The following is a 13,046-nucleotide window of genomic DNA, read 5'->3' on the forward strand; positions in this document are numbered from 1 at the left end:
GCGCAGCGTCTATCCCAACCTGCCACAGAAGGGTTACCCCCAATGAAGCGTCTAATCCTGGTGGTCGGTCTGCTATTTAGCTTGTGTGCCTGTGCCAGCGGGCCAAAACCACCCGCTCCGCCCAAGTTGCCTTACGGCAGTTGGTACGTAGGTCTGGCCGCCCCGCGTTATATGGAGGTCTGGGTTGAGACCGTAGATGTGCTCGACCAGCGTGGGTTGGCGTTTTTCCATGTGTCTGGGGGTGTGGCCAGCTACACCGGCAAAGCAGAGGGCTGGCACAACGGGAGCGGATCTATGATGCCGGTGAATAACGTTGACCTGCCGGAACGGCTCTTTCTGCGTTGGCAATCGCTCGTGGAGCCGCAGGCCTACAGGATCAGAATCCCGATCCCGCAGTGGGTGCGCGATGAAATGGTCAAGCCGGAACGGGTGTTTTGCGCAGGGGACCAAGAAAACGTAACGCTTTATCGCAATAGAATAACCCTTGGCATGGCCCCTGGTGGCATCGTCAAGGTTTGGGTTGGGGCTGGCTGTCTTGGGTACAAGGAGGTTGGGCGTTTTCAGGCAGAGATTGAGCCGCGAGGGCCCCATCTGAACGACAACGGTATTTATTACCGAGCGCCGAAGCCTGAGGCTCAAGCCTATATCGACCAGCACGGTATTCCCTATGGCACTTGGTAAGAATTAGTTCAACCGGATTTGTTCTTTAACGAACTCGGCGTCATTACGGACGCATTTTTTTGGGGGCGAGACCATGCAGCAAGTAAAGCATGCTGGTAATACCAATAATTCTGATAGCAGTGTGATCAAAGTTGTATCAGCCGAAAGTACCTTGACATGGGTGTCGCCAGCTGAAAATGAAGTCTTCATGGTTACGCAAGATGCTGAGCTTCCGAATATTGTTTTCGAATTTCGGACGCAAGCCCCTGGCGATTATAAATGGTCGTGGACGATTGAATGGGAAGCAAAAGTCAGTGGATTGAGGGAGCGGGCACGAAAGAGTGGTGTCTTGGAGACCTTCAAAGACGCAGGGTCGTTTGTATGTAGTAACACCGTGTGGACGGCTGATTTTTCTGGAAGGGTCTTGGGCGGAAAGTTAACGGTTACGGTGATTGCTGGTCAAAAGACGCTGGTCAGAACTGTTTTGATTGGTGGACAGAACCCTACGCCAGAGAGTGTTACGACCTATGTGGCTACCTTGGAGGATATGAGTGGCTTCGAGAAACTTCTGGAGCAAGAAACGAACTCTAAACACTTTATCAATTTTGATGGCGAGCCAATTGTCGCCTTTGACAAAGGCTACGGCATCACACAAATGACCAATCCAGCACCCTCCTATGAGCAGGCGTGGAACTGGAAAGCCAATATCGTGGCGGGGTCCTCTATTTACAAGGACAAGGTGCGGGCCGCCAAGAAGTATCTGGGGCAGGCAGGCAGAACCTATACGGATGATCAACTACAGCATGAAGTGTTCAGCCGCTGGAACGGTGGCGCCTATCATGTATGGGACACCGGCTCAGCTTCCTGGGTCAGGAAAAAGAACATTCTCTGCGACTCTAATACCGGGAATATTGGCTGGTCGATGGACAGTGAAAAAAATAAAGGCAAAACGGAGTCTGATCTGCGTGAGCGCGATAAGAGTACCTATGAAAAAGGCACAAAGGGACAGTCCGATGATCATCCGTGGGGATATAAAGGCGTGTGCTATGCAGATCATGTTCTTGCGGAATGATTTTTGGCGAACGTTGGTTTTTATGTGGCTGGCTTTAGCTGTGGCGGGTAATGTTTTTGCCAATACCTCAATGTCATGGATCAGTAATAAAAATGGGCGAGTGAGTTTGGAGGCAACTGACGGCAGTGTCTATGAACTAAAATTATTTCCTGATGTAAGTGGTGTTTTTTACGACAAAAGCAAACACTTGATTGGTGATGAGCATTATGTGGCAGTGTTTCAGGTTTCACCTTCTAGCCGTGTAAGACCCAACGGATTCTGTGGGGCTGGAACCGAAATTTGGCTGTACGTATATAAAGCGATAGGTGCCGAGTTAAATGTGCAGACAAGAGTGCTGGTGAGCAGTTGTTTGCGCTCGATCTCGTTGGTTAGTCAGAACTCGGGGGAAGAAACGCAAGATTCTGATTTTTCTTCAGTGCAATGGAATGGTCAGGGTTTTTCGATTGATTGGTTTGACAATGTTGACGTTGCTGGAAGAGCGTTGAGCTCAACAAACTATGTATTGCGGGACAACATTTTTTCACCCATGGAAATATTGAACAAAGAAAACCTGGGTGAGTAAGTGCACAGTGTGATTTTTAGCATAGGAGTAATTATGAAGGGCATCATCCGTATTGGTGACAAAACGACCGGGGGCGGAGCGGTTCTTTCGGGGTCTACAGCCATGTTGTTCAGCAGCATAGGTGTGGCTCGGCAGGGTGACCCGGTGAGCTGTCCGGTTCCGGGCCATGGCCGAACTGTGGTTGCTGAGGGGCATCCGGCTTTTCGCGATGAGGGTGTTCCGATTGCATTTCACGGGCATCGATGCGCGTGCGGTTGCACCTTGATTTCGTCACTGCCTGAAGCGAGCGCGAGCTAGTTATGTCGGTCAGATTGGATCAAGTCCCTGTCCCAGCGCCAAGACCTGCACGGCCGAGGGCTTGGCTTTGGCTAGGCGTATTTCCAATGCTGCTGTTGCTGCTGGGTGTGTGTGGGACGTTTTTGTTCGGCACTCAAGCGTTGCACCAACAACCAGTGAGTTTCTGGGGGCTGGCCTTGGGAGTACCGCTCTTGGGTTGGTGCCTGCTGAGTTTTGGGCGTGTTTTGCTGTATTTCGGTCAGCAGCAGGTCGCTGATGGGTGGGATAAGGCACGTGAAGAGGATTTGATTCACAAGGTCCGGCGTGGTCGGCGCGTACAGCAGGTATTGGGTGTCAGTCTGCATACAGCCCTGTTAGCACCAGGGGAGAAGGATGCCCTACAACTGAATGCCTTACTGAGCGGAACCAAAGCTATAAAGACACAGCCGTCTTGGCTGGGCGGATCGATGCTACGTCATAGTCGATTGCCTGGTGTTACGAATGAAGCCTCTGAATATGTATTGCAGCAGGTGGTGGAACAAGTGCTTTCCGACCTTGCGCAAACCCTAATGCAGCTATCTGACGATGCGCCGTTGGCCTTGTTGTTAGAGGTCGATAGCGCATTGCCGGAGAACATGTTGCAGCGGGTATGGCGACAAGCCTGGAGCGAGTCCGGTATCCGCCAGTCGACAGTGTCTGTTGAAGGGGATGGGCTTGAGGCCGTGGATCAGTGGCTCGATCAGCGTATTGGTGATCAGGCGTTGCTGTTGGTGGTGGCGCTACAGTTCATGCCGCAACAGCCTGAAGGGACGGCTGAGGTTGCCGTCGGACTGCTGTTTGGCAACCGCCTGACGCAAAACACTCTGCCCTCAATGGCCTATCTGCATCGCCCGGAGCAGGAACGTGAACCGACCACAGAGGCTTTGCTTTATGCCGCGCACCAGGCCTTGGACTGGGTGCCGCTGGATCCGCAATCAATCGAGCAGACATGGCGAGTGGGGGTTGATGCGCGACGTGATGCAGCGTTGACCACGGTCATGGCTGAAGTGTCGCTCCCATCGAAGCACAACCAGGGGTTTTACGACCTGGACACCCAGTTGGGGCACCCGGGCAAAGCATCACCGTGGCTGGCGATTGCCGCCGCGACGCAGACCATTCAATGCGGCGCTGGGCCGCAGTTCATTTTCAGCGGGGGCGGCTGTGTTGATGCAGGGCTCTGGAGCACGGTCTTAACGCCTGTGTCATCGCTCTCGAAGTAGGAATTTCGAATGCCGTTTCGACGTGTTGTGTGGTTGGCGGTTCTGGTCGTCGCGCTGTTGCTGATCGGTACGATCCTGAGTGTATTGGTTTGGCATTACCCAGGGGTATTTGGGTTTAGATCCGGAAGTGATCGCCAAACTACAGGATTGTGGGTGATATCCGCTACGACCTTGATCCTGGTGCTGTGCGTGGGTGGCTACCATTTGCTGGGGCATCAGTTGGGGCGTTCGGCTTACCGCCAGCAGGAGGAGGATGATATTCCCCCGTCCGCACAGGCTAGCGACCTTGAATCTCGCGATGCCCAGGCTGCGCAACGCGTCTCCTCGATTAAAGCCCGCCTGCGCGACCACTATGGCCTCTTCTGGCGCCGTAAAGTTCGCCTCCTGTTGGTCGTCGGCGAACCCGATCAAATCGAAGCCATCGCTCCGACCCTGGCCGAACAATTCTGGCTGGAAGGTCAAGGCACCGTCCTGCTATGGGGCGGCAGTGCCCAGTCGACGCTGGATCAGTCATTCTCTAAACAATGGGGTGGACTAAGTCGCTGGCGTGCGCTGGACGGGGTCGTCTGGGCACTGAATAAAACTCAGGCCGCCGATGATGCCGCGATGGGCGCGGGCGTGCGCCAGATGCAGTGCCTGGCCCGTGGCCTGAACTGGCAGTTGCCGTTGTACCTGTGGCAGGTCTGCGACAGTGCCTGGTCGCAGGACAACCGCAAGGCACGGCCGGTAGGTTGCTTGTTGCCGGCACGCTTTGATGCGCAGGCGTTGCAAGGTCGTTTGAATAGTTTGCTGGAGCCTTTACGTCGCGAAGGCCTGGTGCAGATCAACAATATGATGGGCCATGACTTCCTGCTGCGCCTGTCCCGCGATTTGCAGGCCGAGGGCATAGGCCGTTGGCGTCACACGCTCGCCGCGTTGGCCGGCGAGTTTGCCCGTGGCGTGCCGTTGCGTGGGCTGTGGTTCAGCCTGCCGGTGCCGCGCACACAGCACGACTTAAAACATCACTGGCCAGCCGCTCCGGTGTGGCACGGCGTGCTCGACGATAATGCCAAAGGTGGCCGCTTGGGCTGGAGCATTCCGCGAGTCGGCTATGCACTGGTGCTAGGGTTGGCAGTGCTGTGGGGAGCCGGGTTATTGCTGTCGTTTGTCAGTAACCGTGTGCAGATTGCCCAAGTGCAAACTTCGTTGGCTGCATTGCAGCAACCGGGGAATAGCGACGAGCAACTGAGCGCGTTCAACGATTTGGTACGCGAGTTGGCACGTCTGGATTACCGCGCCGAACACGGCATGCCTTGGTACCAGCGCTTTGGCCTGAATCAAAATCAAGCCCTGCTGGACGCGCTGTGGCCACGTTATGTCGAAGCCAACAATCGCCTGATCCGCGACCCGGCCGCCGAGACTTTGCGCCAGCAACTGCATGCGCTGGTCAAGCTGCCCCCGGACAGCCCCGAGCGTGCTGAACGTGCCCGTGATGCCTACGACCAGCTCAAGGCTTACCTGATGATGACGCGCCCGGAAAAGGCCGATGCCCACCTCCTGGTCAAAACCCTGAGCGAGGTTGAGCCCTCGCGCGCAGGGGTAGCACCTGGGCTCTGGCAAAGCCTGGCGCCGAACTTATGGCAGTTCTATGGCGAACACCTGGCTGCCAACCCGACCTGGCGTATCGAGACAGATCCAAGGCTGGTGGCACAAGTCCGGCAGGTGCTGCTCGGTCAATTGGGCCAGCGCAATGCCGAGGCCGGCCTCTACCAACAATTGCTCGATAACGCCGCCAATCACTACCCGGACCTGGGCCTTCACCAACTGGTGGGCGACACCGATGCCCTGGCTCTGTTCTCCACCGATACCAGCGTGCCGGGCGTGTTCACCCGCCAGGCCTGGGAGGGGCAGGTGCGCCAAGCTATCGACGAAATTGCCGAGGCCCGCCGCGAGGAAATCGACTGGGTGCTCAGCGACAAGCCCGCCGACATCGACACCCGTTTGAGCCCGGACCAGCTCCGCGAGCGGCTCACCGAACGGTACTTCCAGGACTACGCCAGTGCCTGGCTGGATCTGCTCAACAGCCTGCGCTGGCGGGAGGCCGCGAGCCTCGACGCGGTGATCGACCAGTTGACGTTGATGAGCGATGTGCGCCAATCGCCGCTGATTGCGTTGATGAATTCCCTGGCCTACCAGGGGCAGGCCGGCGCTCGAACCCAGGCCTTGGCCGAGTCTCTGGTCAAGTCCGCACAAAAGCTGATCGGGCAAGACAAGGCGCCGCTGATCGACCAACGCGTCCACACGCCAAGCAGTCCATTGGACGCGACCTTCGGCCCGTTGCTGGCGCTGCTGGGCAAAGACTCTGAGGGCAAGAACAGCGCTGATGGCCTCAGCCTCCAATCCTTCCTCACTCGAGTGACTCGCGTACGCCTGAAGTTGCAACAAGTCAGCACGGCGCCCGACCCGCTGGAAATGACTCAGGCACTGGCGCAAACCGTCTTTCAAGGCAAGAGCATCGACCTGACCGACACCCAATCCTACGGCAGCCTGATGGCGGCCAGCCTGGGCGCGGAGTGGAGCGGGGCAGCACAAACGCTGTTCGTTCAGCCGCTGGAAAACGCCTGGCAGCGGGTCCTGCAACCGTCGGCGGCAGGGATCAACAGCCAGTGGCAACGCTCGATCGTCAGTCATTGGAACGATGCCTTCGCCAGCCGTTACCCCTTTGCCGCCACCGCCAGCGATGCGTCCTTGCCGATGCTGGGTCAGATGATCCGCGCGGACTCCGGTCGCATCGAGCAGTTTTTGCAGCGGCAATTGAGTGGCGTGTTGCGCAAGGAAGGTAACCGGTGGGTGGCCGATCCGCGCCACAGCCAAGGCTTGCGCTTCAACCCGCAATTTCTCACTGCCATCAATCAACTCAGCGACCTGGCCGATGTGCTCTACACCGACGGTGGTATGGGGCTGAGCTTTGAGCTGCAAGGCAAACCGGTACGCGATGTGGTGCAAACCACCTTCATCCTTAACGGCGACAAGCACCAGTATTTCAACCAGAAGGAGAGCTGGCAGCGTTTCAACTGGCCGGGGCGCAGTGACTATCCCGGTGTCAGCTTGAGCTGGACCAGCCTGTTGGCTGGCGAACGGTTGTTCGGCGATTACCCCGGCACCTGGGGCCTGATCCGCTTGTTGGAAAAAGCCAAGGTCACGCCGTTGGACGACGGTGACAGCCGCTACCGCATGGTACTCAAGGCGCCCGATGGCTTGAACCTGATCTGGTACTTGCGCACCGAGCTGAATGCCGGGCCGTTGGCGTTGCTCAAACTGAGGGGCTTCAAGTTGCCCCGGCAGATATTTCTTAGCGAAAAGACCGTTGATATGCCTTACGCACATAACGGGAGGTTGAAATGACTTTGCTTGGCTTCTTCGACCACAGCCGCCACACCCTGAACGTACGCGACGTGGAGGCGCGGCTTGACGTGTTGGCCTTCGAAGGCCAAGAAAACCTCAGCCAACCGTTCAACTACCGCGTGGAATTCACCAGCACCGAGCGTGACCTGGCCGCAGAAAGCATGCTCGCCCAGGACGCCAGTTTCAGCCTGTACGCCGCGCCGCAAAAGCTGCCAGTCGCCGGGCTCAGCGCACCGGCGGTCAAACCGCTGCGCACCCTGCATGGTGTGATCACCGGCTTCAAACGCCAGTCCGGCTCCAACGACCAGGCCAGCTATGAGATCACCTTGCAGCCGCGTCTGGCCCTGCTCGGTCGCGGCCAGCAGTTTCGCATCTACCAGCATCAATCGGTGCCGGAAATCGTCGAAAGCATTCTGCGTAACCGCCACGGCTTGGAAGGCCAGGACTTCCTGTTCAGCCTGAAACGCGTCTACCCCGAGCGCGAACAGGTCATGCAATACGGCGAAAGCGACCTGGCCTTTATTGCTCGTCTGCTGGCCGAGGTGGGCATCTGGTTCCGCTTCACCAGCGACGAACGCCTGGGCATCGATGTGGTGGAGTTTTGCGATGATCAACGCCTCTACCACTTCAACATCGAGCTGCCCATTCGCCCGCAATCCGGGCTGGGCAGCAGCGGCCAGGATGCGGTGTGGCAACTGCAGTCGAGCCATGAAGTGGTCGAGCGGCAGGTGCATATCCGCGCCTACCAGCACCGCGACGCTGGCGCCCATCTGAGCGGCGAGATCGACCAGACTCGAGGCTCAACCGCCACCTACGGCGAGGCCTACCACTACGCCGAACCCTACCGCGTACTCGGCGATGCGCAGTCTCAGGATGAAGACCTGCACAGCGAAAGCGGCTACTTCTACGCCCGCCTGCGTCACGAGCGTTATCTGAACGGGCAGACCCAACTCAGCGGTCTCAGCAGCAGCGCCACCCTGGCACCGGGCCAGGTGCTCAAGGTCTGCGGCTGCGCGCTACAGGCCTTCACGCCCGGTGCGGTGATCACCGGCCTGACCACCACGGCCGCCCGCGACCGCAGCTTTGAGGCAACCTTCCAGGCCATGCCCTATTCAGAAACCGTGTGCTTTCGCCCGACATTGAAGGACAAACCGCAAATCGCCGGCACCGTCCCGGCGCGCGTCACCAGCCCACAGGCCAACGACCCCTACGCGCATATCGACCTGGAAGGGCGCTACCGGGTGAACTTCCTGTTCGATCGCGACAGCTGGAAAGCTGGCGAAGAAAGCGTCTGGCTGCGTCTGGCCCGGCCCTACGCCGGCGACACCCATGGCCTGCATTTACCGCTGATTGCCGGCACCGAAGTGGCGGTGGCCTTCGAGCAGGGCGACCCGGACCGCCCCTACATCGCCCATGCTCTGCACGACAGCCAGCATGTCGACCACGTGACCCTGCGCAACGACAAGCGCAACGTGCTGCGCACCCCGGCCAACAACAAACTGCGCATGGACGACACCCGCGGGCAGGAGCACATCAAGCTCAGTACCGAGCACGGTGGCAAGAGCCAGCTTAACCTTGGGCATTTGGTGGATGCGCAGAAGCAGAGACGCGGTGAAGGCTTTGAACTGCGCACTGATGGCTGGGGTGCGATTCGTGGCGGCAAAGGCCTGTTTCTCAGTGCCGACGCACAGCGCCGCGCACAGGGGCCGATGCTGGAGATGACCGCCGCCGTGGGCCGGTTGCAGCAGGCCGGTGAGCAGCTGCAGGCCCTCTCCGTGGATGCCGAAGCCAGCCAAGCCGATCCGGCGGATGTGCAGGCACAACTCAACCTGCTGCAGAAAGACCTGGAACAGCTCAAATCGTCGGTGCTGCTACTGAGCGCCCCACAGGGCATTGCATTGACCAGCGGCCATCATCTGCAACTGGCCGCTGAGCACAACCTGATGTTGAACGCTGGCGGCCAGGCCGATATCAGCGTGGTCAAGCGCCTGTTCATGGGCGTGGGGCAGGGGTTGAGCGTGTTCGTGCGCAAGCTGGGCATCAAGCTGATCGCCAACCAGGGCGCGGTAAGTATCCAGGCCCAGAACGACAAGCTGGAAGCCAACGCAAGGCAAGGATTGGAGATCACCAGTACCGAGGATGAAATCCGCATCGTCGCGAAAAAGAAAATCACGCTCAATGCCGGCGGCAGCTATATCAGTCTCGACCAGAACGCGATCGAGTCGGGTACGGAAGGGGACTACCTGATCAAGTCCGCGAGTTTTGACCGCCCCGGCCCCGCCAGTATGAAGGCTACCCACCCGGACTATCCGAAGCAGTTGGCGAAACAGCCGTTGCGACTCAACGTTCTACAAGCGCCGAATGCCTCAAGCCATGGCTGGGCGGGCATGCCTTATATCCTCTATGCCGACGGTAAAGTGTTGCAGGAAGGAGTCCTTGACGAGACGAGCCAACTAGCATTCGACCATCAGATAGTCACCCGTCAATACCGACTGGAATTAGGCAATGGCATCAATTATGAAATTCCGATTCCCACCGAATACAGCAACCCCGAACAGGGGCATCTGGCAAATCAAGGCTTGCAAAGTTTGGCCGTCCTGGGCGATTCGCAGGTCAACCAGCCCAGCGTTCATAACGATCTTCGTCTGTTGTACGCATCACTGCTGAAAGATGAGGGAGGTGTTCCATGAGCCACTGTAGCATTGTCGTGCCTATCGCATTGAAGCACACCAACGAAGGGGTCTGTACGGCGCCCTGGTTTGTTCCTGACGCAGAATATTCAGCGACCATGACCAACTATGAGCCGTTGGTTAATGGTGAAGCCGCCTTTAGTTCTGTGTACAAGGCCATCGAAGCCGCCGAGAAGTCCATCGACATCATCTGTTGGGGCTTTCAGCCTTCAATGTATTTTGTTCGTGATGGTGCACACACCTCCATAGGTAAGTTGCTCCATCAGAAGGCTCGTCTCGGTATACAGGTGCGTGTGCTGTCTTGGGAAATGCTTGGAAACTCCGCCGGTTTGGCGGGCGAAGCCAACCTGCCAGGAAAGGGAAGCATTTCAGACCGAAGGGGGCAGGCCGCCACTGACGTCCAGCACGCATACGACGAATTTTGGTTCAAGGCTTTCAGTGTGGAAGGTGAAAAGGCCACACAGCGTGTTCTTGAGAGGGTTCCGGTCCTCGTCACGCGTGGTTTCAGTGGCAGTGAGCGAAATCAGATCCGTAAAGATGTCAATAATGGTCTTGATCGAGAGGTCAGTAGGGCGGCGAAAAACGCAATGATGGCTGCGCCTAGCCATCACCAAAAGAGTGTTCTGGTCGACTATGAGTTACCGGATAAAGCTATCGGCTTTGTCATGGGGCACAACATGCTCGATGAATATTGGGATACCGACACGCATTCGGCGCTCAGACGGCCCGATCCCCAAAAACCTAACCCCAATCCCTTTACTCACGACCCCGACCGTGGTCCCCGTGGCGTCCTGCCGCGGCAGGACATTTCCTGCCGTGTAAGCGGGCCGATTCTTGAATATCTGCACCAAAACTTCGCCGAAGCCTGGCAGAAGGAAACCGGTGAAAATCTGCTTGCACTCCGCAATGCGAAGGAAGTTGGTAAGTTCTTCAAGTGCAGCACAGGCGATTCTGGTACCCGTTTGCTGGCTCAACTGTTACGCACCCAGGGCGGCAGGCACGATATTGAGAAGGCCTACTTGCAGGCAGTGAACAACGCCACCCAGTTCATCTACATCGAAAACCAGTATTTCCGCTGGCCGCCTTTAGCGGAACTGATCAACAAGGTTGCCGCCACCCAGACCGCAAAAGGCCGCGACCCAGGTAAGCACGGGGCGCTCCATCTATTTGTCACTACCAACGTCAGCGACGGCGGCATCGGTTTAGGGGTAGTGAACACCCAGCGCATGCTGGAGTCACTGGGCCGAGCCGACACTACCCCCAATGTGACCTTGCTGCGCCGCATTGACCAGGAAAAAAGGGAAATGCCCCCCGAGCCTCGGGTCACCGATCCGCGAGATACACGTGGGTTACGCGAACGGGAGCTATGGCAGCAGGAACTGGATCGAAGGACCAAGCGCCTCGAAGAGGACATCAAGATTCCGGAAAATCGTCCCGGCCTGAAGATCCATGTTTGTTCCCTTGTCGCCTCCGACTCCCCAGCAGGCAAACCATGGATGCCGGTGTACATCCACTCCAAGCTGATGATTGTCAACGATGTCTACACCATCCAAGGTTCGGCCAATATCAACACCCGCAGCATGCGAGTAGACAGCGAACTGAACCTTGCTCACGAGTGGCACCCCGTGACACGCAAGATGCGACGCAAGTTGTGGAACATACATACGGCAGGACTGGGGACTCAGGACGACCCGGCGGAGGCCTTTATGGCATGGCAAAAAATTCTCCATGAGAACAGAAAGCGCCAGGAGGCCAAAACCATGCCGTGGGCCTCGCTCGTAGAGTTTCATTACGACCAATTCAGCAGGAGCGACCTGGACTGATGTATCGGATTCTTTTATTGAGCATTCTGCTCCAGGTTGGCTGCGGTATTTCTGGCGTCGCACATTCAAAGAAGGATAGTGCTTTGGACCCCCTTTCCCATATCAAGACCAGCTTGGCCTTCACCTGCGTATATGAGCGCATCCCTGAGGCCTCGGCGGACGCCGATGTGTTGTTCCACTATGCCCGTTGGTTGCAGAAGAACAACCAACTCAAGCAAGACAAAATTGTTGATGCGGAGATTGAACGCCTGTACCGAATCGCCGCCGAGAATGGTCATCACAAGGCCAATATCAACCTGCAGAATGGTGCCTTGCGTGGCCACTTCAAACTGCGGGGAGAGGAGCATCTACGACTAAGTCAGGAACTGATCGATGCCGGAGTCGCCACGGGTTACTACTTCGTCGGCATCTACCTTAAGCAGGGCTCAGCGGGATTGCAGAAGGATCCGGAGATGGCGTTACGTTACTTCCGCAAGGCGGCCGATGAGGGCAATGCTAATGCTCAAGCCTATATTGGCGACAAGTTAGCGCCAATTGATATAGCGCCGAATATCGCACGGCAGATGCGTCAATGCGCTGCTTCGCAAGGGCAGAGTGAGGCTGCCGTCATGCTCTTCATGTATCTTCGGGATGACAAGAAATATAGTGAGGCTGTTGAGGTGTTGCAGATGGCCGTAGCTTCGGGCGATGAAAATGCTGCTGGGCGTCTATCAGATTCTTTCCGTGGCCCTAGTCCGGACAATCAAGTTGACTACTTGGAGTTACAGCCTGATGTGGTGCGCGCCGACCGCTACAAACAAATATGGCGGATTCTTGCGAACTATTCCTACGCGAATCCCAAAGTTCCCGAAATCAATGAAATAGTTCCGCTCCCTCCCGTCGAACTGCCGCCGTGGGATGGCAAGCTGAAGTGGCTGGAGGAGCGCGAAGCTAATATCCCGCCTCCCAAACCCAGCGAGACGTTGATTCAGCAAATGGCCAAGGCCAAGGTCCTTGATCCTGTCACCGGTAGACCCATGCCAGGCTCACCCGCGTTCATCAAAGCCACAACTCCAGCGCCAACCTGCCAAAGCGGTCAGGCCTGCCCGCATGCCGGTTACTGGCAAGCCTCACGCCTGACTGATGCATCGCAAGCCAGTTTGCAGGGCGGCACGATCCGTCACTTCGAAGAGGGCGAAATTCTGCCGTTGCAAAGTGTCGAGCGTCACCATCGCCGTTTCCTGCGGGCCGACATCACTACGATTGAGGATGAAATTGTTGAGTGGAGGCTGCTGGGATGACGCACAGATATCTGATTGGCGGATTGCCCCTCGATTGGTC

The 13,046-nt window shown here is 57.2% G+C and carries 9 protein-coding genes; all 9 read left to right on the plus strand.

The window, feature by feature from the left end:
* The first annotated feature begins 42 nt into the window (after nucleotides 1-42).
* The 9 genes from ACYZT1_RS12865 to ACYZT1_RS12905 all read left to right on the plus strand — a co-directional run bounded on the left by ACYZT1_RS12865 (nucleotide 43) and on the right by ACYZT1_RS12905 (nucleotide 13,006).
* Complete coding sequence (locus ACYZT1_RS12865; RefSeq protein ID WP_462015106.1) at nucleotides 43-681, plus strand: DUF2931 family protein; 639 nt, start codon at nucleotides 43-45, stop codon at nucleotides 679-681.
* 73 nt (nucleotides 682-754) lie between these two features.
* Nucleotides 755-1,732, plus strand: a complete 978-nt coding sequence (locus tag ACYZT1_RS12870; protein WP_462015107.1) for a hypothetical protein — start codon at nucleotides 755-757, stop codon at nucleotides 1,730-1,732.
* Nucleotides 1,707-2,294 carry a hypothetical protein gene (locus ACYZT1_RS12875; protein WP_462015108.1) on the plus strand — a complete coding sequence of 196 codons (588 nt, stop codon included), beginning with the start codon at nucleotides 1,707-1,709 and terminating at the stop codon, nucleotides 2,292-2,294. The genes ACYZT1_RS12870 and ACYZT1_RS12875 overlap by 26 nt, the downstream gene beginning before the upstream one ends.
* A gap of 33 nt (nucleotides 2,295-2,327) precedes the next feature.
* Nucleotides 2,328-2,591 (plus strand): PAAR domain-containing protein, encoded by a 264-nt coding sequence (locus tag ACYZT1_RS12880; protein ID WP_462015109.1) that lies wholly within the window; start codon nucleotides 2,328-2,330, stop codon nucleotides 2,589-2,591.
* Between the two features lie 86 nt (nucleotides 2,592-2,677).
* A complete protein-coding gene (locus ACYZT1_RS12885; RefSeq protein ID WP_462015110.1) occupies nucleotides 2,678-3,829 on the plus strand; it encodes a hypothetical protein in 1,152 nt (383 codons plus the stop codon).
* Between the two features lie 9 nt (nucleotides 3,830-3,838).
* Nucleotides 3,839-7,213: an ImcF-related family protein gene (locus ACYZT1_RS12890; protein ID WP_462015111.1), complete on the plus strand. Its 3,375-nt coding sequence runs from the start codon at nucleotides 3,839-3,841 to the stop codon at nucleotides 7,211-7,213.
* Entirely contained in the window at nucleotides 7,210-9,903 is a 2,694-nt protein-coding gene (locus ACYZT1_RS12895) for a type VI secretion system Vgr family protein (RefSeq protein ID WP_462015112.1), read from the plus strand. Before ACYZT1_RS12890 ends, ACYZT1_RS12895 begins: the two co-directional genes overlap by 4 nt.
* On the plus strand, nucleotides 9,900-11,726 hold the full coding sequence (locus ACYZT1_RS12900; protein ID WP_462015113.1) for a phospholipase: 1,827 nt from the start codon (nucleotides 9,900-9,902) through the stop codon (nucleotides 11,724-11,726). Before ACYZT1_RS12895 ends, ACYZT1_RS12900 begins: the two co-directional genes overlap by 4 nt.
* A complete protein-coding gene (locus ACYZT1_RS12905) occupies nucleotides 11,726-13,006 on the plus strand; it encodes an SEL1-like repeat protein (RefSeq protein ID WP_462015114.1) in 1,281 nt (426 codons plus the stop codon). Before ACYZT1_RS12900 ends, ACYZT1_RS12905 begins: the two co-directional genes overlap by 1 nt.
* Nucleotides 13,007-13,046 lie beyond the last annotated feature (40 nt).

The sequence above is a fragment of the Pseudomonas sp. PB3P13 genome (genome assembly GCF_054897735.1).

Excerpts from the sequence above, each read along its gene's own strand:
- ACYZT1_RS12865 (WP_462015106.1), top strand. The coding sequence starts at position 43 with ATGAAGCGTCTAATCCTGGTGGTCGGTCTGCTATTTAGCTTGTGTGCC.
- ACYZT1_RS12870 (WP_462015107.1), top strand. The coding sequence starts at position 755 with ATGCAGCAAGTAAAGCATGCTGGTAATACCAATAATTCTGATAGCAGT.
- ACYZT1_RS12875 (WP_462015108.1), top strand. The coding sequence starts at position 1,707 with ATGCAGATCATGTTCTTGCGGAATGATTTTTGGCGAACGTTGGTTTTT.
- ACYZT1_RS12880 (WP_462015109.1), top strand. The coding sequence starts at position 2,328 with ATGAAGGGCATCATCCGTATTGGTGACAAAACGACCGGGGGCGGAGCG.
- ACYZT1_RS12885 (WP_462015110.1), top strand. The coding sequence starts at position 2,678 with ATGCTGCTGTTGCTGCTGGGTGTGTGTGGGACGTTTTTGTTCGGCACT.
- ACYZT1_RS12890 (WP_462015111.1), top strand. The coding sequence starts at position 3,839 with ATGCCGTTTCGACGTGTTGTGTGGTTGGCGGTTCTGGTCGTCGCGCTG.
- ACYZT1_RS12895 (WP_462015112.1), top strand. The coding sequence starts at position 7,210 with ATGACTTTGCTTGGCTTCTTCGACCACAGCCGCCACACCCTGAACGTA.
- ACYZT1_RS12900 (WP_462015113.1), top strand. The coding sequence starts at position 9,900 with ATGAGCCACTGTAGCATTGTCGTGCCTATCGCATTGAAGCACACCAAC.
- ACYZT1_RS12905 (WP_462015114.1), top strand. The coding sequence starts at position 11,726 with ATGTATCGGATTCTTTTATTGAGCATTCTGCTCCAGGTTGGCTGCGGT.